21 protein-coding genes are annotated in these 23,056 nt (G+C 42.5%); 7 read left to right on the top strand and 14 right to left on the bottom strand.

The features are described 5' to 3' along the window. Positions 1–125: 125 nt before the first annotated feature. On the top strand, positions 126–2,291 hold the full coding sequence (locus J8Z28_RS00395; RefSeq protein WP_062566259.1) for a S9 family peptidase: 2,166 nt from the start codon (positions 126–128) through the stop codon (positions 2,289–2,291). A gap of 21 nt (positions 2,292–2,312) precedes the next feature. On the opposite strand, the gene J8Z28_RS00400 is transcribed toward J8Z28_RS00395, so the two are convergent. The 4 genes from J8Z28_RS00400 to J8Z28_RS00415 are packed head-to-tail and all read right to left on the bottom strand — an operon-like array spanning position 2,313 to position 6,011. Further along, positions 2,313–3,788: a sensor histidine kinase gene (locus tag J8Z28_RS00400; RefSeq protein WP_062566258.1), complete on the bottom strand. Its 1,476-nt coding sequence runs from the start codon at positions 3,786–3,788 to the stop codon at positions 2,313–2,315. Then, positions 3,788–4,513, bottom strand: a complete 726-nt coding sequence (locus J8Z28_RS00405; protein WP_062566257.1) for a response regulator transcription factor — start codon at positions 4,511–4,513, stop codon at positions 3,788–3,790. Before J8Z28_RS00405 ends, J8Z28_RS00400 begins: the two co-directional genes overlap by 1 nt. 58 nt (positions 4,514–4,571) lie before the next feature. Then, the gene (locus J8Z28_RS00410; RefSeq protein ID WP_062566256.1) at positions 4,572–5,300 is read right to left on the bottom strand and encodes a spondin domain-containing protein; all 729 of its coding nucleotides are present in this window, start codon (positions 5,298–5,300) and stop codon (positions 4,572–4,574) included. 9 nt (positions 5,301–5,309) lie between these two features. Then, positions 5,310–6,011 carry a spondin domain-containing protein gene (locus tag J8Z28_RS00415; protein ID WP_062566255.1) on the bottom strand — a complete coding sequence of 234 codons (702 nt, stop codon included), beginning with the start codon at positions 6,009–6,011 and terminating at the stop codon, positions 5,310–5,312. A 205-nt stretch (positions 6,012–6,216) separates the two neighbouring features. On the opposite strand from J8Z28_RS00415, the gene J8Z28_RS00420 reads away from it, so the two are divergent. Beyond that, on the top strand, positions 6,217–6,588 hold the full coding sequence (locus tag J8Z28_RS00420) for a DUF4870 domain-containing protein (RefSeq protein WP_054563699.1): 372 nt from the start codon (positions 6,217–6,219) through the stop codon (positions 6,586–6,588). A 57-nt stretch (positions 6,589–6,645) separates the two neighbouring features. Further along, positions 6,646–7,086 (top strand): YqaA family protein, encoded by a 441-nt coding sequence (locus tag J8Z28_RS00425; RefSeq protein WP_062566284.1) that lies wholly within the window; start codon positions 6,646–6,648, stop codon positions 7,084–7,086. A 248-nt stretch (positions 7,087–7,334) separates the two neighbouring features. On the opposite strand, the gene folX is transcribed toward J8Z28_RS00425, so the two are convergent. The 6 genes from folX to J8Z28_RS00455 form a co-directional block, all read right to left on the bottom strand. Further along, positions 7,335–7,694, bottom strand: a complete 360-nt coding sequence (gene folX, locus J8Z28_RS00430) for a dihydroneopterin triphosphate 2'-epimerase (protein WP_054554637.1) — start codon at positions 7,692–7,694, stop codon at positions 7,335–7,337. Positions 7,695–7,696: 2 nt separating this feature from the next. Then, positions 7,697–8,251, bottom strand: coding sequence for a GTP cyclohydrolase I FolE (folE, locus tag J8Z28_RS00435; RefSeq protein ID WP_055199245.1), 555 nt, complete (start codon positions 8,249–8,251; stop codon positions 7,697–7,699). Between the two features lie 18 nt (positions 8,252–8,269). Next, on the bottom strand, positions 8,270–8,989 hold the full coding sequence (folM, locus tag J8Z28_RS00440) for a dihydromonapterin reductase (RefSeq protein ID WP_062566254.1): 720 nt from the start codon (positions 8,987–8,989) through the stop codon (positions 8,270–8,272). A 248-nt stretch (positions 8,990–9,237) separates the two neighbouring features. Continuing rightward, positions 9,238–10,074 carry an NAD(+) synthase gene (gene nadE, locus J8Z28_RS00445; RefSeq protein WP_054563697.1) on the bottom strand — a complete coding sequence of 279 codons (837 nt, stop codon included), beginning with the start codon at positions 10,072–10,074 and terminating at the stop codon, positions 9,238–9,240. Positions 10,075–10,141: 67 nt separating this feature from the next. Then, positions 10,142–10,768: a YceH family protein gene (locus tag J8Z28_RS00450; RefSeq protein ID WP_062566253.1), complete on the bottom strand. Its 627-nt coding sequence runs from the start codon at positions 10,766–10,768 to the stop codon at positions 10,142–10,144. Positions 10,769–10,783: 15 nt separating this feature from the next. Further along, entirely contained in the window at positions 10,784–14,149 is a 3,366-nt protein-coding gene (locus tag J8Z28_RS00455) for an ATP-binding protein (protein ID WP_062566252.1), read from the bottom strand. A gap of 165 nt (positions 14,150–14,314) precedes the next feature. On the opposite strand from J8Z28_RS00455, the gene J8Z28_RS00460 reads away from it, so the two are divergent. Next, on the top strand, positions 14,315–16,597 hold the full coding sequence (locus tag J8Z28_RS00460; protein ID WP_062566251.1) for a penicillin acylase family protein: 2,283 nt from the start codon (positions 14,315–14,317) through the stop codon (positions 16,595–16,597). On the opposite strand, the gene J8Z28_RS00465 is transcribed toward J8Z28_RS00460, so the two are convergent. Continuing rightward, positions 16,590–17,690 carry a GGDEF domain-containing protein gene (locus J8Z28_RS00465; RefSeq protein WP_240701471.1) on the bottom strand — a complete coding sequence of 367 codons (1,101 nt, stop codon included), beginning with the start codon at positions 17,688–17,690 and terminating at the stop codon, positions 16,590–16,592. The genes J8Z28_RS00460 and J8Z28_RS00465 overlap by 8 nt on opposite strands. Before the next feature lie 260 nt (positions 17,691–17,950). Between J8Z28_RS00465 and J8Z28_RS00470 the strand changes: the two genes are divergently transcribed. Both J8Z28_RS00470 and J8Z28_RS00475 read left to right on the top strand, forming a co-directional pair. Then, a complete protein-coding gene (locus J8Z28_RS00470) occupies positions 17,951–19,483 on the top strand; it encodes a carbon-nitrogen hydrolase family protein (RefSeq protein ID WP_058585386.1) in 1,533 nt (510 codons plus the stop codon). Next, positions 19,483–19,800 carry a DMT family transporter gene (locus tag J8Z28_RS00475; RefSeq protein ID WP_054554646.1) on the top strand — a complete coding sequence of 106 codons (318 nt, stop codon included), beginning with the start codon at positions 19,483–19,485 and terminating at the stop codon, positions 19,798–19,800. The genes J8Z28_RS00470 and J8Z28_RS00475 overlap by 1 nt, the downstream gene beginning before the upstream one ends. 40 nt (positions 19,801–19,840) lie before the next feature. On the opposite strand, the gene J8Z28_RS00480 is transcribed toward J8Z28_RS00475, so the two are convergent. Then, on the bottom strand, positions 19,841–20,719 hold the full coding sequence (locus J8Z28_RS00480) for an EamA family transporter (protein WP_082710959.1): 879 nt from the start codon (positions 20,717–20,719) through the stop codon (positions 19,841–19,843). Between the two features lie 235 nt (positions 20,720–20,954). On the opposite strand from J8Z28_RS00480, the gene J8Z28_RS00485 reads away from it, so the two are divergent. Then, positions 20,955–21,338, top strand: coding sequence for an MAPEG family protein (locus tag J8Z28_RS00485; protein ID WP_055199242.1), 384 nt, complete (start codon positions 20,955–20,957; stop codon positions 21,336–21,338). A gap of 78 nt (positions 21,339–21,416) precedes the next feature. Here the strand turns inward: J8Z28_RS00485 and J8Z28_RS00490 are convergent, their stop codons facing one another. After that, positions 21,417–22,622 carry a M56 family metallopeptidase gene (locus J8Z28_RS00490; RefSeq protein ID WP_062566250.1) on the bottom strand — a complete coding sequence of 402 codons (1,206 nt, stop codon included), beginning with the start codon at positions 22,620–22,622 and terminating at the stop codon, positions 21,417–21,419. 8 nt (positions 22,623–22,630) lie between these two features. After that, the gene (locus tag J8Z28_RS00495; protein ID WP_062566249.1) at positions 22,631–23,005 is read right to left on the bottom strand and encodes a BlaI/MecI/CopY family transcriptional regulator; all 375 of its coding nucleotides are present in this window, start codon (positions 23,003–23,005) and stop codon (positions 22,631–22,633) included. Positions 23,006–23,056: the final 51 nt, after the last annotated feature.

Consider the following 23,056-nt stretch of genomic DNA (forward strand, 5'->3'; position numbering starts at 1 on the left):
TTGATAAGTAAGTGATAAAAGGGAGCTTCGGCTCCCTTTTTACATTGCTTCACAAAGGCTACTTATATATTGCAGTTTTTTTACTTATATTGGAGACAGAATAATAAAACGAAAACAGGAATCCCATGAAAGTTGGCCATTCACTTTGCCTAGCGGCACTCTCTTTAGCTGTTCTATCAGCGTGTAATAAAGTCCCAGATAATAAAGAAAAAGCTGTTATCACAGAGCAAGTTCAGATTGCAGCACCCGTCGCCAAAAAAATACCTCATGAAATGACCATTCATGGAGACACTCGTGTCGATAACTACTATTGGATGCGTGATGATAAGCGCAAAGATGCCGCTGTTATTGCTCATTTGAATGCTGAAAATGCGTATGTTGAAAGTAAGTTAGCGCATACTCAAACGCTACAAAACACCCTGTTCGAAGAACTTAAAGGGCGTATTGAGAAGGATGATGATACGGTACCGACAAAAAAAGGGGAATATTACTATTTCTCACAAACGCGCGGTGATGACGAATATCCGGTTTATGTGCGCAGCAAAGATAGCCAAGGAGAAGGTAAGCAGGTTATCTTAAATGTGAATGAGCTTGCTAAAAATCATGATTATTTTGCCGTAACAGGTTTAGCTGTCAGCCCAAATGGCAATTTGCTGGCTTATGGTGAAGACACTGTGAGTCGTCGTATTTACACAATTAAAGTAAAAGATTTAACCACAGGTAAAATGCTCACAGAAAGCCTTGAAGGTACAGAAGGTGATGTCGTGTGGGCTAATGACAACAAAACCTTTTACTACATCAAAAAAGACCTACAAACGCTGTTAGGCTACCAAGTATATCGCCATACGCTAGGCACCCCGCAAGCCGACGACGAACTCGTTTACGAAGAGAAAAATACCAGTTATTACACCGGTATTTACAAGAGTAAAGACCAACAAGAAATCTATATTAGCCATGGCAGCACCAGTGCATCGGGCGTCTCGGTTATTGATGCAAATGATGTCAAAGCAATGCCAAAACGTTTTATTGAACGCGAAGCAGGGCTTGAATATGACATCAAAAAGTTAGGCGATTGGTATTACATCGTTACCAATTTAAATGCAGTTAACTTTCAACTGATGAAAGTGCATCGCGATAAAGCGCATGATAAAGCAAATTGGCAAACGCTAATTGCTGGTCGTGATAACGTAAAGCTTGAAGGCATTGAGTTATTTAACAATCATTTAGTATACGAAGAGCGAGAAATGGGGCAAACCCGTATCACTATTCGTGACCTTCGTAACCAACAAGAGCAAGTCGTTGCGTTTAATGACCCAACCTATATGGTCTTTAGTTATGGTAATGGTGAGTTAGATAACCCTAACTTACGTGTTTACTATTCAAGTATGACGACGCCAGGCAGCAGCTACGATATCAACCTAGAAAGTGGTGAAAAAAACCTGCTTAAACAGCGTAAAGTGTTAGGTGATTTTAATCCTGACAATTATGCCTCTGAGCGAGTTTACGTGACCACCCGAGATGGTGTCGATGTTCCTGTGAGCCTTGTTTATCGTAAAGACATGTTCAAAAAAGACGGCTCTAATCCGCTTATGCAATATGGTTATGGTTCGTATGGTGCGACCATGGATCCGAGCTTTTCTAGCTCTCGATTAAGCTTACTTGATCGTGGTTTTGTGTTTGCGATTGCGCATATACGTGGCTCACAAATGCTGGGTCGTCCTTGGTACGAAGACGGCAAGTTGCTGAAAAAACAAAACAGCTTTAATGACTTTGTTGATGTGACTAAATCATTAGCAGCTCAAAAGTATGGTGATAAGGATAATATTTTTGCCATGGGTGGCAGTGCAGGTGGCTTACTAATGGGGGCTGTTGTGAATCAAGCGCCTGAACTTTATAAAGGGGTGATTGCAGCAGTGCCTTTTGTTGATGTAGTCACGACCATGTTAGATGCCAGCTTACCACTGACAACGAATGAGTATGACGAGTGGGGCAACCCGAACGATAAAGTCTATTACGATTACATGCTGTCATATTCGCCGTATGACCAAGTTAAGAAGCAGGCTTACCCAAATATGTTAGTCACCACCGGCTTACACGACTCTCAAGTTCAGTATTTTGAGCCTGCAAAATGGGTTGCTAAGCTACGTGAATATAAAACCGATGATAACCTGTTGCTGTTCAAAACCGACATGGAAGCAGGGCACGGCGGCGCTTCTGGGCGCTTTAAAAGCTTGCAAGATACCGCTTTATATTACGCCTTTATGCTCGATTTAGCGGGTATCGAAAAATAATAACAACACAGGCATCCGTGATTAAGCGGATGCCTGCATCGCTAAATTAAAACGAAATTCACTGCCTTTTCCTAAGGTACTTTTTACGTTTATTTCACTATCCATTAGGTTGAGCAGTTGCTTGCAAATAGCAAGTCCCAAGCCTGTTGAGCCTCGTTTTATACTATTACGCGCCTGATAGTGAGGTTCGAAAATCGCATTGAGTTCATCCTCATGAATACCAACCCCGGTATCAGACACTGCCACGTATAACTGATCACTTTGCTGGCTAACTTTAACGGCTATTTCACCGCCATTTGGGGTGTGCCGAATGGCATTTTCGATTAAGTTTGTAAGCACCCGCTCTAATTTTGCAATATCTGCTGTCACGGTAAAATCGCAAATTTCGGGAATAACCTTGAGCGAAATCCCAGCTGATTGCGCTGTTAGAGCAAGCTTTGCCACACAATCATAAATCAACTCGCCCAAATTAAAGGTCTCGGATTGTATTTTCACTTGGCCGCACTCTAAATTAGCCAGCTCAAAAATTTGTTCAATCAGCTGTTTTAGTTGCTGGCAGTTATCCATTGCAAGGTTGAGATAATGACGTTGCTCGGGCTCGTTTAAGTGGCTATCCGGTTTATTGATCACCTCTAGAAAGCCGTGCAGTGAAGAGAGCGGCGTACGTAAATCGTGTGATAAATGAGTGAGTAACTCTCGGCGTTGCTTATCAGCGTGCTGTAATGACTGAAACTGCTCATCAATACGCGCCAGCATGGCATTGACGCCTTTGCTTAAATTGCCAATTTCATCATCAGCTGTATAGCTAGAGTCCAATGACATTTTGGTTAGGCTGTAGTTAGCCGCTTCTATTTTATTAAGCTCTTTATTGAGTTTTTTGAGCGGTAAGGTGAAAAACCGAAATAACAGCAACATCGCAATAAAGAGCGCAACTAAGGCGGCTACAAACCACATTGCGGCTAGCCAAAGGTTATCATTGGCTTTTATGTTTTTAAGGGTTGTATCGTAAGCTTGCCCGCCAATTATCACGTACAAATAGCCTTGCAGTTGTTGCTGATTATAAACTGGTGCGGTCGAAAAAATTTTTACGCCATCCTTGCTACGTGGATCGTCACCATAAATCGGTGTGGCAGTGGGGTTGTCGAGTAGCTGCTGTATTGGGCTTAAGTTTATTTGTTGCCTTACGACTTGCCCCGGTTTGGCTGAATAAGTCAGTAAATGACCTTCTGGGTCTACAAAATAAAACTCAAAAGCCGGACCAAGTATCATCAGCGTGTGAAATAAGTTTTCTAGTGCCTTATAGTCATACACACCTTGCTGGATCAGTGGGTTATCATGCACTAAATGTTCGGCTAATTGAAGGTGCAAGTTTTGCTGAGCATGGTGTACCGAGCTTTGCTCTAGCTGCTTACTCCAATTTAAGACGAGTGCGCACAACAGGCTAAAAATAAGCACTAATGACCAAGCGAGTTTTTGATAAAGCGTCATTGATTTCATTAGTTTGCACTCAATTGACCGGGGTTTAATTTATAGCCTACACCCCAAACTGTTTCGATAAAGTTGGCTGGGTGATGTTGCTCAAACTTACTGCGTAAACGGTTTATATGGGAATTAACCGTATGCTCGTAGCCGCTGTGTTGATAGCCCCATACTTGGTCTAGTAATTGTTGGCGGCTAAAAACATGGTTTGGGTGTTTAGCAAAATAGACCAGTAAATCGAATTCGGTGGCGGTTAAGTTAATTGCTTGGTCAGCTAAAAATGCTTGGTGGCTGGCAAATTCAATGTGTAGTTCTCCAAGTTGAATTGCCGCTTGAGCGCTATCTTCATGATGTGATTGAGCTGCCATAAGTTGTGACCTATGCCGTAATTGTGTTTTTATTCGTGCTTGTAATTCTCTGGCGAAGAAAGGCTTGCAAATATAGTCATCAGCGCCCATTTCCAAACCAATCACTCTGTCCATATCGCTACTGAGTGCGGTCAGTAAAATAACGGCAATACTTGGGTAGTGCTCTTTAATTTTGCGGCATAAGCTCAAGCCATCCATTTGTGGCAGGTTAATATCAAGCAGTACTAAGCCGTAACTTGAGCTGGCAAGCTTCTTTATTGCAGCTTCAGCGCTCGAGGCTTCATCAATATGTAAGTTTAGGCAGTGCAATTGTGTGCTGATAAGTTGGCGGATTGCTCTATCATCTTCGACGATTAATAATTTTTCTTGGCGCATGGCTCACTCCAAATCACAGAGGCACATCCTTATGACCTCGGTGTAAGGAGTGCGATTATTATTGCGTCCGCGTTATCGTGATCCGAGCAACCGGGTTATCAAACTTATGCTGGCTTGTGAGCACAGAGTTTGTCAGGCCATCATCTTGACTAACCACACCTGGGTGCATTGCAACACGGTTAATATCGTCACGCATTTCGTTGTAGCCTTCGCCTGAGTCGGCAGGACCAGGGATCGTGCCTTGTGCTTCAGAGTTAGCCTCTGTGCCTGCATCATAGGCAAAACTAGTACGAGACAGTGACTCATTAACCGCTAACGAAGACACGTCTATAGCATTAAGACCGGTAAACGCGTCATTTGTATTCACCAACATGGTCGCTAAGCTAATTTTTAATGAATCAAGCTCTCCCGTTGTCAGGGTCAACGTGACTTGCTCACCTGGTGGTAATGGGCTTTCTGCTGAAGCTGCTTGCATTGTCATTTCTGCTGCGAGTAGCTCGCTGTTATCGCCGCCTTCAGCCATAATTTCAAGTGCTTCAGATGCTGGCTCGCCAATTTTCCAAAGCATGCCATCGGTGTGAGCAATCACAGCAACAGGGGAGAAAGGTTGAGCAGCGGTGAGATTGACTACCTCCACCATAAATTGATGATTTGTTGCCATCTCACCCATTTCCATTGTCATTTCTTCCAGCGCTTCATCCATGTTGTCTGATGATTTATCTGAATCCCCACAGGCCGCAAGGCCGGCACTCAATGCGAGGATAATTAAGCTTTTTGAAAAGCGCATAATAACCTCCTATTTAACCGTAACTGTTAGCATCGCAACTGGGTTTAACCATCTGTGTACGGTGTTATCGAGGTCACTCATACCTGCTTCTAAATCGTCGTCACCTAAATTACCCGGATGAATATGCACCATCATATTGGTTTCGCTACTGGTGACGCCGCTACTATTCATACCCGCATTACCACCCGGTGCGGCAGGAATGCCTGGCGTGCCCGGCATACCTGAACCCTCAACAACAAGCTCATCATTGGCTTCGGTGCCAGCATCATAGGCATTGAGATAAACTGTGTAGGTACCAGCCTCTGTTGGGATCATCCAACTATCTAAACCTACAAAGCCATCATTGGTAGGCAGTAGCATGGCTGTTAGAGATAAGTAGTTATTGCCATCCTTGGTGGATAAGCTCGCCATCGTTGAGCTTGCTGGGGCTAATAAACCTTCAGCTGGGTTGGCAACCATGTCGCTGTTTGCGGCTGTGGCTTCAGTCATCAATGGCTCGAGATTGCCACCTTCAGCCATAGTCTGTAGGGCTGTAGAAGCAGGCATAGCAACGCTGAAAAGTTTGCTGTCACTGTTATGGGCAGTAATGAGAATAGGGGTAAAGTGTAAACCTTGCGTGAGGTTAGTTAGTTTTATATCAAGCTCAGCAGCTTGGCTTGCAAGGCTAGTTACTGCGCATGCAGCGAATAAAGTTAAAGGTAAAGCTTTCATGTGAGATTCCTGTTTTTGATGATTCAAAACCAGTATCGAATAGCAATATCCAGAAACCCTCACGAAGTTATCACATTTTTATCACAACGCTGATTACAGCCTTTTTTGCTGGTTGAGAGTTTTAAATTTAACCAATTTAACTAGGGTAAAAAGTCATTACGGTTTATAGTAGAGAAACAAACAGACCCATAACAAGGAATTTAAAATGGATGATAATCAAAAAGTTGAAATAATTGTGGCAGATAAAGAGCAGCGCACATGGGCAATGTTTTGTCACTTAAGTGCCTTAGCAGGCTTGCTTTTCCCGTTTGGTTCGGTGATTGGGCCTTTGATTGTTTGGCTTGTAAAAAAAGAAGAAATGCCACTTGTTGCTGAGCATGGTCGCAAATCATTAAACTTTCAATTAACCATGATGATTGCTTACATTGTGTGCTTTATGCTGATGTTTGTTGTCGTTGGAGTCATCCTGCTACCATTAGTAGCGCTATTCTCATTGATTATGGTGGTCGTATCGGCGATTAAAGCCAACGATGGTAAAGAAGTTAAATACCCTATGGCGATAGAATTTATAAAGTAAACTAATTGCCATATACTAAAAGCTCAGCCATTTGCTGAGCTTTTTTATGTGATGTTTATGGCCTACTTATCGTTATTTTTCAGCGCGTTTATTTCCGCAACCTTATTACCTAGCTCTTCAGAATTAGTAATGACAGCTATGATAGCCAGTGGTGACTATCTACTTTGGTTGTTATGGTTAAGTGCAACTGTAGGCAATGTGCTTGGGAGTTGTGTGAATTATTGGCTGGGCACGCAAGTCATGCGATTTAAAGAGCGTAAATGGTTTCCCGTTTCACAAAAGTCGATAGACAAAGCCGAACAGCAATTTAATAAATACGGTATTTACAGTTTGCTATTTGCTTGGCTGCCTATTGTCGGCGACCCTTTAACGGTTGTTGGCGGAATTTTTAGGGTTAAGTTTTCAATCTTTTTGTTACTCGTGACCCTAGGCAAAGGCGCACGTTATTTAGCTGTGCTTGCCTTTGCGGTGGGACTAGGGCGTGTTTACCTTTTATGATTAATTTTGCAGCAGTGTGTTTGGTATTTAGGCAAGGCAGAGCCTATGTAGTGTGGTTGTTCCACATAAATAGGTGATAACGCAGCATCAATGCCAAACACGCGCTGCCCTTCGGGTTCTTCCTAGGGGCGATTAACTCTTTGTTGCTCGATTTTTACTTAGCCCACTAGGTTACAAATCTCGCGCCGCGATTAAATCGCCCCTAGAGTGAACAAATTTTAATCCACAAAGGTGAACACGCCCTTATTTTAACTTTTTTGCCAATCTAGGGTCAGTGATACTGAATCAGCAAAGCGCAGCGCATGAGGTTTATCGACGCGCACTTTGGCATAGTGAACGCTTTGATGCTGGTGGCAAATTGCTAAAATTTCAGCAACCAATTTTTCTAACAGTAAAAAGTGGCCTTCTTCGACAAGGCTGATCACTTCTTTAGTAATGGTCTTGTAGTTTAGTGCTTTATCGACTGCGTCAGTTTCACAAGCTTGATCAGCAGGGTAATGAATTTCTAAATTAATCACTACATCTTGTTTTTTCTCACGTTCCTCAGGGTTAAAACCTATAAAGGTTCGTAGCCTGAGGTTAGTGACATTAATAATTGCGTTGGCCATCATTACCCTCTAACTAGTTGTAAGAACTCGTTACGGGTTTTTGGATCGGCTCTGAAGTTACCTAACATAACTGATGTACGCATACTTGAGTTTTGCTTTTCAACGCCGCGCATCATCATACACATATGTTTTGCCTCGACGATTACGCCAACACCTTTCGCGCCTGTCACTTCTTCAACCGCTTTAGCAATTTGATGGGTTAATTGCTCTTGAATTTGAAAACGACGTGCGAACATGTCAACAATTCGCGCAAACTTAGATAAACCAAGCACTTTGCCATCAGGAATATAAGCAATATGGCAGCGGCCAACAAATGGCAGCAAGTGGTGCTCACACATAGAGTAAAGCTCAATGTCTTGGATCAATACCATGTCATCGGCATCTGAAGTGAATACCGCATTGTTGGTGATTTCATCTAATGTTTGACGATAGCCTTTAGTCAGATACTCCATCGCTTTTGCTGCGCGTTTTGGTGTGTCGAGTAATCCTTCACGAGCAGGATCTTCACCTACTGCGGTAATTATTTGTTGGTAACTATTTTTTAAATCATCGTGCATAGCTTTCTCTGTAATTCGTTATTTTAAATGTCTGCCGCCATCAACAGGCATAGAACGACCTGTGATGTAGTGACTGCTTAGTAATAGTTCTACGCTGTTAATAATCTCGGCGCAGCCGGGCTCAATGCCCATTAGCGATTTCTTTAATGTTTTGGCTTTGTATTCGTCGCTATCGTGTTCATTAAAAATAATTAACGAAGGGGCGATAGCATTCACTTTAATGTCTGGTGCAAATTTAGCGGCAAACGACTTGGTTAAATTATCAAGCGCTGCTTTGCTTGCTGCATAAGCAAGGTGCTTAGGGCTGCCTTTTTCAACCACATAATCGGTTAAGTGAATAATATCTGCGGCTTGGCCACTGTTTTGCTGATAATGCAGTAGCAAATCAGAAGCTGCTAAATTAATTAAATAGGGCGCTTTGGCGTGGATACGCATCATGTTATCGAATAGGTCTGCGTAATCGTGGTTATTTGCTTCGCAATCCCAGCTAGACGCATTATGGATAATTGCCTTGAGCTGGTTGGTATGGGTTTTTAATTCTTCGATAAAATGCCCGATAGCTTGGTCACTATTAAAATCAGCATGGATGCAAATAGCGCCTTTACCTGCAAGCACATCAATTGCTTCATGGCGGGTACGGTAAGTGACGATGATTTCTTGCCCTTGCGCTAAAAAGTGCTCGGCCAGAGCGAGTCCAATACGTTGGCCTGCGCCAGTAATTAAAATGGGCGATGACATAAACTAATATAAAACCTTAGATTTTTGATTTGAAATGTAATGTATTTAACTGTAACAACTATAAACCAAATTACAGAACTATTTCATCTTTACTGCAATCATGTTGCTAACTTTTACGTCAAGCATAGCGCTCTAGATCATTTAGCGCGGCCGATAATGAGTGATTGAAGGTTTTGAATATTGCTAAGGGTCTGTACGAGGAAGGAAAAAGGGCAATTATTATTGCCCTTTTAGTGTTTTAACCGTTTTTAAAGCTCGTCGTATACCGTTGGGATCGCTTGGCGCTTATGTTGAGTACGTAAGTAAATTGCTGTTAGCTTTTCTTCGACTTCATTGCTGACTTCTTTACCTTCTAAGAAATCATCAATTTGATCGTAAGTGAGGCCAAGCGCTTCTTCATCAGTTAGACCTGGGCGATCACACTCTAAGTCGGCCGTTGGGGCTTTATGTACAAGGACAGCTGGTGCTCCCAAGTGCTCAGCAAGCGCACGAACTTGACGCTTTGATAAGCCAAATAAAGGGGCTAGGTCACATGCTCCGTCACCAAATTTTGTGTAAAAGCCAGTGATGTTTTCAGCACTGTGATCGGTACCAACAACTAAGCCTTGGCTGAAACCGGCAATTTCATACTGCGCAACCATGCGTTGGCGCGCTTTTACATTGCCTTTGATAAAGTCGATTTTAGCTTGCTCTGGTAATTCAGCACCACCACCAACAACTGCCGCCATTGCTTGTTCATGCATGCCATCGACAGCCGCTTTAATGTTAACCGTCATACGTTTACTAGGTTGAATAAAATCTACGGCTAGTTGTGCTTCGTCTTCATCTGCTTGTACGCCGTAAGGTAAGCGCACAGCAATAAATTGATATTCGTTGGTGTTATGTTCTTGATTTAATTCATCAACCGCTAATTGGCATAAACGGCCACAGGTTGATGAGTCAACACCGCCACTGATCCCTAATACAAGTGAGCGAGAGTGCGCAGCAATAAGTCGGCTTTTAAGAAAGTTAACACGACGGGTGATTTCCGCTTTTACATCAATAGTTGGTTGGACTTTCATTTCCGCCAGAATGTCGGCACGCATGGTAGAGCTCCTATTTTTCGTTGTGGTTGTCAGCGTCTTGTACATTATGTTACGGGCGCGGTTTTTATTAAAGACCTAAATGCGCTTTTATTGCGTTAATTTGTTGCTTAAGTTCTTCGATTTCGCTTCGTAATTGCTGCACTTCACTACTATTATCCTGCATTGGCTCATTAGCAGCCATATCCTCAGTAATGCTGTCTGGGTCAACAAATAAGTGCATGTAGCGGCTCTCTCGTTTGCCGGGCTCTCGTGCTAAGCGTGCCACATGTTCTTGTGCAATGAGTGCGTTTAATGCGGCTTCGACTTCATTGACGTTACTGAACTCAGCGAGGCGGTTGCTGCGTGTTCTCAACTCGCCTGGTGTTTGCGGGCCACGTAACAGTAACAAACAAATAATGGCGCGTTGCTGCTCAGTAAACTGCAAACTGCCAAATTCGGTATTACAAAAGCGGTGAGCATATTTATTTACACGCCCTGACAGCCCTTCATCAACCGTCACTAAGCGTGATGCAATAAGCTCATCGAGGGTATCTTGTACTTGCGCTTCAGTTAAAGACAATACAGGTTCACGGTTCGACTTTTGATTACATGCATTAGTCAGTGAATTTAAAGATAACGGGTAATGTTCGGGTGTTGTACTTTGCTTTTCGAGTAAACAGCCAATAACACGTTGTTGAATTGATGATAATTGCATGGTTTTACTCTCTTTTTATTCTTCAGTGCTTAGCCACACTGTTAACTTTTTATTGAGCGAGTCAAATTTAAGGGGTTTGGTGACATAGTCGTTCATACCTGCGTTTAAACAACGCTCTTTGTCACCTTGCATCGCATTTGCAGTGAGTGCGACGATATTAACCCCCTGATGAGCTGCGCCTGCTTCACCTGCCCGAATGGCTCGCGTTGCTTGGTAACCATCCATTTCTGGCATTTGGCAATCCATTAACACTAATTGGTAGGGGCTTTGCTCTCGGCTTGAAAGTTTTGCAATCGCTTCAAGGCCATTTTCAGCGATATCAAAACTAATGCCTGCTTGTTTTAGCAACGAACCTGCCACCATCTGATTTACTTTATTATCTTCAACCAGCAAGACTTGTGACTCAGCGCTACCGCTACTGGTCACGACCTTAGTTATTAAGGTTTCTTTATTAACCTGCTGCTGTTCAATGTACTTGTCGTTTGCCAGTGAATTAAATAAATCAGACTGCGTTAATGGTTTAAAGATAATACTCTCAACTTTTAATGTTTGTCTCGTTTGTTTTTCAGTAAGGCTCATTGGGGCCATTAAAATTCGTTTACAGCTGGTGGCATTAAAGTATTTTAAGAATGCTTGTTGGTGCTCTTTTGTTGCGCTGCTATAAAAAAGATAATCCACTAAAATTGCATCGCAGCCATTATCGGTTGGCATTGCAGCACGATTGAGTAAGCTTGGCATATCAGTATAGGTCTCGACCTCTGCTCCCCATAGCTGCAATTGTTTTTTGGCAATATTGCTACTGAGCTTACAATTATCAGCAATTAAAATATGCTTTTTATCTATAATGTGGCTTGGCTCTGGCGCTTGCTTTGTATGATCACGTTTAACTTTTACAGTAAAATTAAAGGTGCTGCCTTCCCCGTATGAACTAACCACACTGACATCACCATCCATTAACTGACACAGCTGTTTTACTATTGCAAGGCCAAGCCCTGTACCGCCGTATTGGCGTGTAGTTGATGCATCCGCTTGCGTGAATGAGTCAAATAAAGTGGCTTGCTTTTCGGGCTTGATACCTACACCCGAATCAATAACAGAGCAGTTCAAGAACAATTCTTCGTTGTTTGTTTCGAGTTTGGCGATGACGATAATCTCACCATCTTTTGTGAATTTAACCGCATTGCTAACTAGGTTATTGATAATTTGCCTAATCCGGTTTGGGTCGCTAATGATAAAGCCGTGATTAAGGTGTGTGGTATCTAGCAGCAACTTGGTATTGTTTTGTTCTGCTTTAATGGCAAACGATTCGATAGTATCGCCAAGTAGTTTTGATACATTAAAGCTAACATTTTCAATATCGAGCTTACCGGCCTCAATTTTAGAGAAATCTAAAATATCGTTAATGATATGCAATAGTGATTCAGCCGATGATTGCGCCAAATCTATATGGTGGTTTTGCTGGGTGTCTAGTTTGGTTTGTTTGATGATATTGAGCATCCCGATCACGCCATTCATAGGGGTGCGGATCTCATGACTCATGCTTGCTAAAAATTCACTTTTGGCTTTTACTGCTTGTTCAGCAGCTTCTTTTGCTTGAACGAGTTGTTGTTCGGTCTCTATACGGCGCTGACTTGCGTGTAAACTACCAATGAGTGCCGCAACTGCGATTAAAAAGCTTTCTTCATTTTTACTCCAATGTCTGCGGTTATGACATTTTTCGGCGCACACAACCCCCATTGTTTTGCTACCTGTGGGGATTATCACAGTCAGCATTGAGCGTATATTAAACCAATCAAGATAGTTGCTACGTAGGTCACTAGTCAGTGGATGTTGCTGTGCATCACTGGCATTAATTACAGCGTGATTGTTAATAGCATCAAAATAATTTTGAAATTCAAACTGCTGGAGTGAAATCGGCTCACTAAATTCAGGCTGACTTTGGTCGTGAATAGCAAAGGTATTGAGCGATTGGCGATCGTCACTAAATAGCCAAATACTAGCGCGATCAATATCAAAAGCGTGACAAATTGCTTGCACAATAACATGTTTAGATAAGTTAAGGTTACCCGTCAGTACAGCATCATTAACGGTAAGAGAGGCTAAAATCTCATTATGTAAGGCTATTTTGTTGTTTTCTAGCTCATCTCGCTTACGGGTATCAATATTTTGTAGTGAACCAAAAAGTTTTATACAACGGCCATTTTTATGCTCGGCTTCACCATGTAGCAGCACCCAAACTTCATCACCTTCAGCAGTTATGATTTGCACTTGAGTCTCAAAACTCTCACCATACTTGATTGCACGCTCGTTAAGGCGACGAATTTTATCCCGGCTTTCACCAGCCTTAAAAAGTGTAAAGTTAGCAGGCCACTCTGGCTGTACATTAAGAGGAAACTTAAAAATTTGCTTGGTCATATCAGACCAATAGACGGTTCTTGTCTCTAGATTAAAAGACCAAGCGCCGACTTTAGCAAGACTACTCATGGTTTCTAACATACGTTCGCTTTTGTACTGTCTTTCGACCATGCGTAAAAAGAATACAGAGGCGCCAGCAAATAAAACACAAAATAGAATAATGGCCAGTCTAAGCGGCCAAATAGCAGAACTTGGTGGCTGCCATCCAGATTTTGGTGTGGCGTACATCTGCCACTCACCACCTGGAAAGTTAATTCTAAAGCTCAGAGGGTTGGTATTGAGCACGTCTTGTGAACCGTAGAAAAAATCACCTTTAGCACCAAGGCCATTTCTGCCTTGCAGGGCAACATCATAATGCTGACTCAGTGCGATTAACCCCGAGTTTGTGTAGATTTTATCTATATCGAGGACAACAGATAGGAGCCCCCAAAAAGTGAGCTCTGGTGGAGTGAATACGGGCATTCTTGCTATCAATGCTTGACCACCTTGCACCAACTCTAATGGGCCGGCCATAACAATACGGTTTTCATCCCGTGCTCTAATTGCGTCGTCACGCTGCGCTGGGTTTTCTAAAAAGTTGAGCCCAATAGATTTCTCATTACCCACAAGAGGATAAGTCATCTGAATAACCATATCCGGTGCTGCGCCGATGTTCCTAAGCTCTGAAGACGTTGAAAATAGGGGGCTGGCAATTTGCGTGAAGCGGGCTTGGTCTAAATTGGGTTCAGCCGCAACGGCAACCGCCAAGCCGCGTACAAGTTGAATGTTAGATATTAAGGTGGCTTCGAGCTCTGCACGATAGGCACTTACTTTTGCCAGCTCCTGTGCACGAAAAGCATCTTTCTCGCGGCTGTAATTAATTTGGTCGATTACAAGACCAATCACGATGATACAGGCAAGTGAAAACCAGAAGGCTAGCTTCAGTTTTTGTAGTTTTTTATTATCTGTTTCGGTCGCTAGCGGCATGAGAAATATCAGGTTTTATACTATTTACCTACTATAGACAATTTCTGTGGTAATTAACAATGAACAGCAAATCTATAAACCTAATTTCAATTATTTGTATCGCAACACTATTCTTTCACAAAACTCAGGTTAATATAGTGTTACTTTAGCGCAAGGATAATTGGCATGTTTAAGATAATCAAATGGTTACTAATAGGTTTGTTCGTTGTGGTGTTACTCGCAACGGGGCTTGTTTATGGCGTATTAAACTTAAGTTTACCGGCACTTGATGGTCGCGGTAAAAGCGACGCTATTTCGCAATCAGTTAAGATTGAGCGAGATACCTTAGGACAGGCTGTTATTCATGCCGAAAACCGATTAGATGCAGCCTATGCGCTTGGTTTTGCTCATGGTCAGGACCGATTCTTTCAAATGGATTTACTGCGCCGTAATGCTGCAGGTGAGCTTAGTGAGTTATTTGGTAAAGCTGCCGTTGGGCTTGATAAAAAAATGCGCTTTCATCAGTTACGTAAACGCAGTCAGATTGCTGTCGAGCAGTTACCTGCTAAAGATAAAGCGCTATTAAAAGCCTACGCGAATGGGGTTAATGAAGGCCATGCGCAAGTGGGTTTCGATAGCTTTGAATATTTACTCACAGGCGCTGAAGCAAAACCTTGGCAAAGCGAAGACAGCTTACTAATCATTTTTAGTATGTATTTAGATTTACAAACAGCCACCTTTGAGCGCGACAAAACACTGATCGAAATCGAAGATTTATATGGTAAGGCGATGGTTGACTTTATTACTCAGCCTAGCCTTTATCAAGCGGCACTCGACAACAGCCAATTAGCACCTTATGACGGCAGTATTCCTAATCTCAAAGACCCTCAATGGGCTATGACTGACATTGCAGACCGAAAGGAACTTGGCAGTAATAACTGGGCGGTTACTGGGCAGTTAACTGAAACAGGTGCTGCAATGCTGTCTGACGATATGCATTTATCGTTTGCTGTGCCAATCATTTGGTACCGTGCCCAGCTCAATTACCCACTCAATGGTGAAATGCAGCAAATTACCGGTGTGTCATTACCAGGGGCTCCTGCCATTGTTGTTGGTACCAATAATAAAATAGCTTGGGGATTCACCAATGGTTATTTAGATACAGCCGATTGGATAGCCCTTGAGAGCAAAGAGAAAACCTGGCAGATAGATGAACCTATTTTACTCAATGACGGTAACAGCGAAAATTACGCTTTAACCATGAGCGAGTATGGCCCAGTTAAAGAAATTAATGGCAAATCTTATGCGCTAAGTTGGGTTGCCCACCATGAGTATGCGGTTGATATGGAGTTACTTAAGCTTGAGCAAGCAAACACGGTTGATGATGCACTAGCGCTTGCTGCTGAGGTGGGTATTCCTGTACAAAATCTGATGGTTGTTGATGATAAAGGTAATGCAGCTTGGAAGAATATGGGAGCCGTGCCTGCCCGTAAAGAGCCCCATCAATTAGCTGTGGCTGAGCAAGCGTATCCTGCACAGTGGCACGAAAACGAAACCCAGCGTCCATTTGTTAAAAACCCAGAAAGTGGCCGTTTATGGACGGGCAACTCACGAGTTGTTTCCGCAGAGGATGACCAGCGCTTTGGTAATGGTGGTTATGCAATGGGGGCTCGCTCGGCACAAATTCGCGACCGCTTATTTGAAAAACAACAGTTCAACGAACAAGATTTTTATGACTTACAACATGATAACGAAGCGCGTTTCTTAACGGCTTGGCATAAACTGCTGGTCAAACAGCTTAGCAACGCAGGCGATAAATACGCGCTGTATTTAAAAGAGCTAAATAATTGGCAGGCGTGTGCTTGTAGCGACTCAATTGGCTACACCTTAGTAAAGCGCTACCGCAGTGAAGTGATTAACGGCTTATTTAGCCCGTTAGAGAATAAGCTAAAAGCTCTCGATAGTAGCTTAAAACCAGTAAAACGAGACTTAGAACCTGCTGTTTGGCAACTTATCGAAGCGCAGCCTCAGGCATGGTTAAACCCTGAGTATGCAAACTGGCAACAACAAATGATAGGAGCCTTTGACCGCGTTATCACTAAACTAACCGATCAATACGGTAACAACCCGCATAGCTGGGAGTGGGGCAAGGTTAACGAATTAGTGATTGAGCACCCATTTGCCAAGCAAATACCTGCACTGAAAAGCTTATTGAATATGCCTACGGAGCCTGGGTTTGGTGATACTTTTATGCCTTCGGTGCAAGGACGTAGCTTTGGTGCTTCACAGCGCTTTATTGTTCAACCTGGGCACTTAGATAAAGCGATAATGGCTATTCCGGGTGGGCAATCGGGGCATCCATTGTCAGAATTTTATCGTGCCGGGTTTAACGATTATGTTAGTAATGGTTTAACGCCATTATTGCCACAAGAGATTGCCCACAGTATCACTATCGATGCGGTTAATTAACCGCATCAGTATCTTTGAAAGCAGGGCGTTGACCTTTAGCAATGGTAGTTTGGTTGCGTCCTGCGTGCTTGCTTTTATACAGCGCTTCATCAGCGTGTTGTAGCATTTTTTCTATTGAAGCGAGCGGTTGCCATTCAATAAGCCCAAAACTCATAGTGACATTGAGATCGGGGAATTCATGATGCGCCTCTAGTTCGGCGATTCTTAAACGTAAGGTTTCAATTTTTGTAAAGGCCTGCTTTGCATCTGTATTAGTTAATAAAATTAAAAATTCTTCACCACCCCAGCGTACCGCTATATCTTCATCATCAATAAATTGACGAATTAGCCTTGCAACATTAACGAGCACCGTATCACCTTTTTCATGGCCATAATTGTCGTTAATACTTTTAAACTTATCGATGTCAGCCATAACAATACAAAGACTGCTCTCAAGCTCTATGCTCTTTTGATGTGCAGCAGTGATTAATTTTTTTGCAAAACGGCGGTTGTAGAGCTTAGTGAGTGGATCGCGGGCTGCCATTTCTGTTAACTCAACCCGTTGTGACAAAGTGATTTCTCTGATTAGACCCATGCCATAGACCATAGGTAAACCGGCAATAATAATATTGATTACATTTACATGTGGTAGTAACTCTGGGTAAGCAAAGCCGTACTGAACATCTGAAAAAAATACATATAGCAGGGCGAATATCGCAATCATCACTAAGCTATATAAAGCTGCACGCTTAAAGGTTAATTGATAATCGATCATTAAAATACAAGATACAGTCCATAGGTAAAACTGGAACCCTGCGCCTAAGCCAAGGGTGGCACAGACAATGACCGCATGAATAATTACTTCAAGGCAAAATACTCTAAGTGCTAGCGAAGTTAGTCCTTGCTTAATTAAAAAGATGCCGCTTGCCCAAGCAAGCACACTCAAGATATTAACTAAAGCAAGCGTATTTGCCCCTATGTGAGCAAATACGGGGATCAGCAAGACATGAACAATCAACGCGAAATAGGCGATTTTAGAAATAATCAGAAATTTAACGTGTTCAATCTCTTCTAAGCCAGATTGCTTTGATTGTTTTAGTAAGTGTTTGATCAATCCAACCTCAAATACACATGGAGAGTAGCGTAATTATAGATGAAAAGTTGAGCAATGCAGGTTTATAATTGCTCGCTTTTGCTTTGTAAACGCATGTCACTGATGTTTATGAATGAAGCTAAGCGTTTGTTCACATCATGTTTGTTAAGCTTGGGGCTTGGCAGAGTGGGCATTTGATGCCACTCTAGTTAAAGCTAATCTAGAAACATGCTGAGCAATGTTTGCTGTGATTATTCTCTCGTGCCTAAAAAGGAGTAGCTATGCCGGCGGAAAAAACGCATTTAGAGATTTGTAATCTAACCAAAGAACAGTACCCACAAATAAAGACCCTTATGGATCAAGCGTACCCAGGGCTTGGTGGAGCTTGGCCAAGCCATACTATTTTTAGGCTAATAGACCAGTTTCCGGAAGGGCAAATAGGTATTGTTGACGATGGTGTCTTAGTCGGCATCGCACTTAGTGTTCAGGTAGATTACGCGCGCTTTTCTAACCCACATACCTACGAAGATATTGTTGATGGCCATGACCGTGTATTTAGTGATCCTGAAGGTGATGCACTTTATGGTTTAGATGTGGTGATTTCATCAACTCACCGAGGTATGCGATTGGGTCGTCGCTTATACGATGCACGAAAAGAGCTGTGCCGTCAGTATAACTTACGCGCCATTCTAGCGGGTGGGCGTATTCCGCGTTATTACAATCACAGTGCAGAGATGACTCCGATGGAGTACATCGAAAAAGTAGACCACAAAGAGCTGTACGATCCGATTTTAAGCTTTCAGCTATCTAATGATTTCCAAGTTAAACGTTTACTTAAAAAATACCTTCCTGAAGATCAAGAATCAGTTGGTTACGCCACTTTACTTGAGTGGAATAACATTATGTTTGAGCCGACTGATACAGTACTTGAGTCGACCAAATCAATTGTCCGTGTCGGTGCCGTACAGTGGCAAATGCGCTGTGTTGAGTCTGTTGAAGAGCTGCTCAAGCAAGTGGAATACTTTGTTGATACGGTGTCTGACTACAAGAGTGACTTTATTCTGTTTCCGGAGTTTTTCAATGCCCCGTTAATGGGCCTCACCGAGCAAAGCAATCAAACTGAAGCCATTCGCTATCTGGCCGAATACACAGAAACCTTCCGTGATGCAATGTCGCGCATGGCGGTTGAATACAATGCCAATATTATCACAGGCTCCATGCCGCTTGCTGAAGATGACAAGATTTATAATGTCAGCTACCTATGCCATCGTAGCGGTAAAATCGATGAGCAGCGCAAAATTCATATTACCCCTCACGAGCAAAATGACTGGGTGATCCAAGGCGGTGACAAAATTGCTGTATTTGAAACCGATGCGGGTCGTGTCGGTATTCAAATTTGTTACGATGTTGAGTTCCCTGAGCTGTCACGTATTCTCGCTAAGCAAGGGTTAGATATTTTGTTCGTGCCATTTTGGACGGATACAAAAAATAGTTACTTACGTGTTCGTCATTGTGCGCAAGCACGTGCAATTGAAAATGAATGTTATGTTGTGATTGCAGGCTCGGTTGGTAACTTACCTGAGGTTGAGAGTTTAGACGTACAGTATTCGCAATCAGCAGTGCTTACTCCTTCTGATTTCTCATTCCCACATGATGCGACCTTGAATGAAGCAACACCGAATACCGAAATGCTGTTATTCAGTGATTTAGATATGGATAAACTGAAAATCCTTCACAGTGAAGGTACTGTTAGAAACTTAAAAGACCGCCGCGAAGATTTGTATGACGTGATCTTGAAAAAGCGAGATAACTAATGGCGTGGTTGTATTTAATTGTCGCAGGTCTGTTAGAAATTGGCTGGCCTGTTGGCCTTAAAATGTCTCAACAGGCAGACAGTCGCTGGTTAGGCATTGCAATTGCCGTCGCATTTATGGTCGCTAGTGGTTTTATGCTGTGGTTGGCGCAAAAGGATATTCCGATGGGAACATCTTATGCGGTATGGACAGGCATAGGAGCCGCGGGCACTTTCTTAGTTGGTATTTTATTTTATGGTGATGCCGCAACATTTGGCCGCATTGCCGGAGTATTGCTGATAATTAGCGGTGTAATAACGCTAAAAATTAGTCATTAAAAAAGCGGCAATGCCGCTTTTTTAATGACTTGGGATAAGACTAATTTGGTAGCATTACCAGAATGGCTGCCAGTGCAATTAACACAAGCCCAGCCGTGTCTTGGCGCTTTAAAGGTTGTTTTAACCAAAGAATCGATACCATAATGGTAAAGAATACTTCTATCTGCCCAAGCGTTTTTACATAAGCAACATGCTGCAAACTCATGGCACTAAACCAACCGATTGAACCTAAACAGCTACAAACACTAACAGCGGTAGTAGTGCCTTTGTGATGCCACATTTTCTTAAATGTATCGCGTTCTTTGAATGCAATATACACGCACAGCATCAGGGTTTGTAAGCTGATTATCAGTAACAACACCCAAGCGGCAGAGTGTGGGAAAGTCAGTCCTGAATTTAAACTTGCTTCACGGATCCATGATGAAGAGAGAGCAAAAGAAGTGCCGCAAGCAAGTCCAAGCAGTGCGGTGCCTAAATTAAAGTGTTTAACATTCGCGATGCCACTTAATAGCAATACCGCAATTGCACCAATAAAGACCCCAATCCAGCCTAGTAGCGACAGCGCTGAGCCAAAGAACATAACGCCTAAAATGGCCGCCATCAGTGCTTCACTTTTAGCAAGGCCTGCACCGACTGCAAAGTTATTCATTTTAAAAAGTTTAACCATCAAACCGGTGGCAAGGATTTGGACGATACTGGCGCCAACAATGTAGCCAATAAAAGCCAGATTAAAGTCAGGAAGTGCGGCGTCTTGATATTGATAAAGTACAAATAAATACAGTGCAGCAATCGGGCTGGCAATAATAAAGCGAGCAAGCGTTACCCCTGCAACGCTCACTGTTGCACTCAGTTTACTTTGCAGTGCATTGCGCCACGACTGCATAAATGCCGCAAAAATAGTTAAGAAAATCCAAGTCATATTGAAAATAAATTAATAAGGAGAGGCGCTTAGAGTAACAAAACCAAAGTATGAGAGCATTAGCTTATCGACCAACTTGAGAAAAACTCAGCTGTGACAATATGCCGCAGGGCTTTTATGCCGGCTTTAGACTATAGTGACAATGATGCTATTGCTGGCCGCTGCTGTTTTAAGTAGCGGCTTTTTTTTGTTTGCGCTAGGGTAAGCTATTACAATTAAAAGATAAGGAAATATCATGACCACACTGATTATCTGCGCACTCATCGCAGTACTTATACCCTATTTAGCTAAAGCACCTGTGGCTTTTGCACAAAATAAGTTGGCAGGCTACGACAATAAGCACCCACGCGAGCAACAAGCTAAACTAACCGGCTTTGGTGCTCGTGCGTTGGCAGCACATCAAAATAGCTTTGAATCGCTGATTATTTTTGCTGTCGCGCTGGCAGTCGTAATAGGTAGCAATAACGTCTATCAGGTAACTGAGACCCTAGCGATTGTGCATGTTATTGCCCGCGTGTTGTATTGTATTTTCTACTACATAAACCAAGATATTCTGCGCTCATTAGTTTGGCTAGTAGGCTATGTTTGTGCTGTGGCGATGATTGCTGTTTGCCTTTAGTTACAAGCCAATGAGTTAAAAACCACAAAGCAAGCGGCTTAAATAAGGCGCTTGCTTTAGGGTCTTAAGTGGTTACTTTTACTTAGAGCTAACTTTAATTTTTTCTATTAAATCCTTTGCTTGATAGTTTTCGTCTAAGGCGAAATCGAGTTGTACTAAGGCGTTTTTAAAGCCAGATTCAGACGGCGCATATTGCCATTGTTTTAAGGCTCTTTTCGCTTCTCGATTGAAAACACCTTCAGGCTCTGCACTTACTACACTAACATTGCTGGTGGCGCCATTTGGTAAAATATCGTATTTCAAAACGACTGAACCGCTAATACCTTGCTCTGCAGCTTGAATTGGGTATATCGGCTCTACACGCATAACCGCTTGATAGTCCTTTGTCTTTTCAACGGACATCGGCTGTTTTGCAATGGCAAAGCTGCTAAGCATGCCCGCTGTAAAAATAACTAACGCTGTTTTTGCAATAAATGAGCTGTTGTCGATCTGCTTTATTTGATTTAGACGTTGTAACATGGTGTTTTTATCTCCGTATTGTGAATAAGCCATTAAGCCTGTTCTGCTAAAGCTTGCACAGTGCACTAATGCCTTACTGTATAGAATTCGTTGTTCAGTTGATTTATTTTTGAGTACTTGCTCATCACATGAAAGCTCTTGAATGCGGCGCAGACTTGCATAACCAAGCCAAGCGACAGGGTTAAACCACAGCAAAATAGTGGCACTTAAGGCGATGGCATTAATTAGGTTGTCTTTGCGTTTAATGTGCACTGATTCATGTTCTAAAATAAGCGCTAAAGCATGGCTGTTGTAATGGCTTTGATAGTTTGTAGGCAGCACTAGCTTGGTGTTTATAACCCCTACAACCATAGGTGAACTCACCTGATTGCTTCGGTATAAGCGCATGCTTTGGTTGCTGTGCTGATCAAGCGTAATTGGCGCTAATTGCAGTTTTGCTAGAAAACGGTAATGAAAATATACGGCAGTGATCAGCAGTGCGGCACTAATAAAGCCATAAATAGCAAACCAAGTGAGCGTAAACTGCGGCATTATTGCTGTGTTTGGCGTGATAGTCAGCTTACTGATAAAGTCGTTTTGAATTGGTTTTAAGTGTTCTGGTAGGTTCGCTAACAATAAACTAATCGGTAAAAGCGCCCACAGTGTATAAACCAAGCGTGCCGACAGCTGGCTTAGCAACTTTCGCTCTAGCAGCAATAAAAACATTATTGCAGATGAGATCAAAAGTTGTTGATCTAACAACCAATTAAAAAATGCATCTAACATAACAAGCCTTATTTTTGCTGTTTTTCCCAATCATCGATGACCTTTTTCAGCTCATCAATATCATGTTGTGAGAGTTGCTCTGATTTAGCAAAGCCACTCACCAGCGGCGCAATTCGGCCATTAAAAAAGCGTTCAATAAAGCTTTGGCTTTCTTTTAATGTGTATTCTTCACGAGCAATGCAAGGGGTGTAGTTATATTGGCGACCTTGCTTCTCGAAGCTTAGTGCGCCTTTTTTAACTAAACGGCTTAGTAGCGTTTTAATGGTTTTTTCGTGCCATTCTTTATTGTCACTTAAACGCGCAATTACTTCACTAGCCGTGGCTGGGTAGCCAAGCCATACCGCATCTAATACTTCAAATTCAGCTTTAGAAAGTTCAATCATTTTTATGCCTACAGATGTAATCTTTAAGTTAAGATTACACGCGTAATCAAT

Source organism: Pseudoalteromonas sp. SCSIO 43088, from assembly GCF_023650795.1.
Lineage (GTDB): Bacteria > Pseudomonadota > Gammaproteobacteria > Enterobacterales > Alteromonadaceae > Pseudoalteromonas > Pseudoalteromonas shioyasakiensis.

What these genes read in the sequence shown, in the direction of transcription:
- J8Z28_RS00395 (WP_062566259.1), top strand. Translation starts at nt 126, where the DNA reads ATGAAAGTTGGCCATTCACTTTGCCTAGCGGCACTCTCTTTAGCTGTT.
- J8Z28_RS00400 (WP_062566258.1), bottom strand. Translation starts at nt 3,788, where the DNA reads ATGAAATCAATGACGCTTTATCAAAAACTCGCTTGGTCATTAGTGCTT.
- J8Z28_RS00405 (WP_062566257.1), bottom strand. Translation starts at nt 4,513, where the DNA reads ATGCGCCAAGAAAAATTATTAATCGTCGAAGATGATAGAGCAATCCGC.
- J8Z28_RS00410 (WP_062566256.1), bottom strand. Translation starts at nt 5,300, where the DNA reads ATGCGCTTTTCAAAAAGCTTAATTATCCTCGCATTGAGTGCCGGCCTT.
- J8Z28_RS00415 (WP_062566255.1), bottom strand. Translation starts at nt 6,011, where the DNA reads ATGAAAGCTTTACCTTTAACTTTATTCGCTGCATGCGCAGTAACTAGC.
- J8Z28_RS00420 (WP_054563699.1), top strand. Translation starts at nt 6,217, where the DNA reads ATGGATGATAATCAAAAAGTTGAAATAATTGTGGCAGATAAAGAGCAG.
- J8Z28_RS00425 (WP_062566284.1), top strand. Translation starts at nt 6,646, where the DNA reads ATGGCCTACTTATCGTTATTTTTCAGCGCGTTTATTTCCGCAACCTTA.
- folX (WP_054554637.1), bottom strand. Translation starts at nt 7,694, where the DNA reads ATGGCCAACGCAATTATTAATGTCACTAACCTCAGGCTACGAACCTTT.
- folE (WP_055199245.1), bottom strand. Translation starts at nt 8,251, where the DNA reads ATGCACGATGATTTAAAAAATAGTTACCAACAAATAATTACCGCAGTA.
- folM (WP_062566254.1), bottom strand. Translation starts at nt 8,989, where the DNA reads ATGTCATCGCCCATTTTAATTACTGGCGCAGGCCAACGTATTGGACTC.
- nadE (WP_054563697.1), bottom strand. Translation starts at nt 10,074, where the DNA reads ATGCGTGCCGACATTCTGGCGGAAATGAAAGTCCAACCAACTATTGAT.
- J8Z28_RS00450 (WP_062566253.1), bottom strand. Translation starts at nt 10,768, where the DNA reads ATGCAATTATCATCAATTCAACAACGTGTTATTGGCTGTTTACTCGAA.
- J8Z28_RS00455 (WP_062566252.1), bottom strand. Translation starts at nt 14,149, where the DNA reads ATGCCGCTAGCGACCGAAACAGATAATAAAAAACTACAAAAACTGAAG.
- J8Z28_RS00460 (WP_062566251.1), top strand. Translation starts at nt 14,315, where the DNA reads ATGTTTAAGATAATCAAATGGTTACTAATAGGTTTGTTCGTTGTGGTG.
- J8Z28_RS00470 (WP_058585386.1), top strand. Translation starts at nt 17,951, where the DNA reads ATGCCGGCGGAAAAAACGCATTTAGAGATTTGTAATCTAACCAAAGAA.
- J8Z28_RS00475 (WP_054554646.1), top strand. Translation starts at nt 19,483, where the DNA reads ATGGCGTGGTTGTATTTAATTGTCGCAGGTCTGTTAGAAATTGGCTGG.
- J8Z28_RS00480 (WP_082710959.1), bottom strand. Translation starts at nt 20,719, where the DNA reads ATGACTTGGATTTTCTTAACTATTTTTGCGGCATTTATGCAGTCGTGG.
- J8Z28_RS00485 (WP_055199242.1), top strand. Translation starts at nt 20,955, where the DNA reads ATGACCACACTGATTATCTGCGCACTCATCGCAGTACTTATACCCTAT.
- J8Z28_RS00490 (WP_062566250.1), bottom strand. Translation starts at nt 22,622, where the DNA reads ATGTTAGATGCATTTTTTAATTGGTTGTTAGATCAACAACTTTTGATC.
- J8Z28_RS00495 (WP_062566249.1), bottom strand. Translation starts at nt 23,005, where the DNA reads ATGATTGAACTTTCTAAAGCTGAATTTGAAGTATTAGATGCGGTATGG.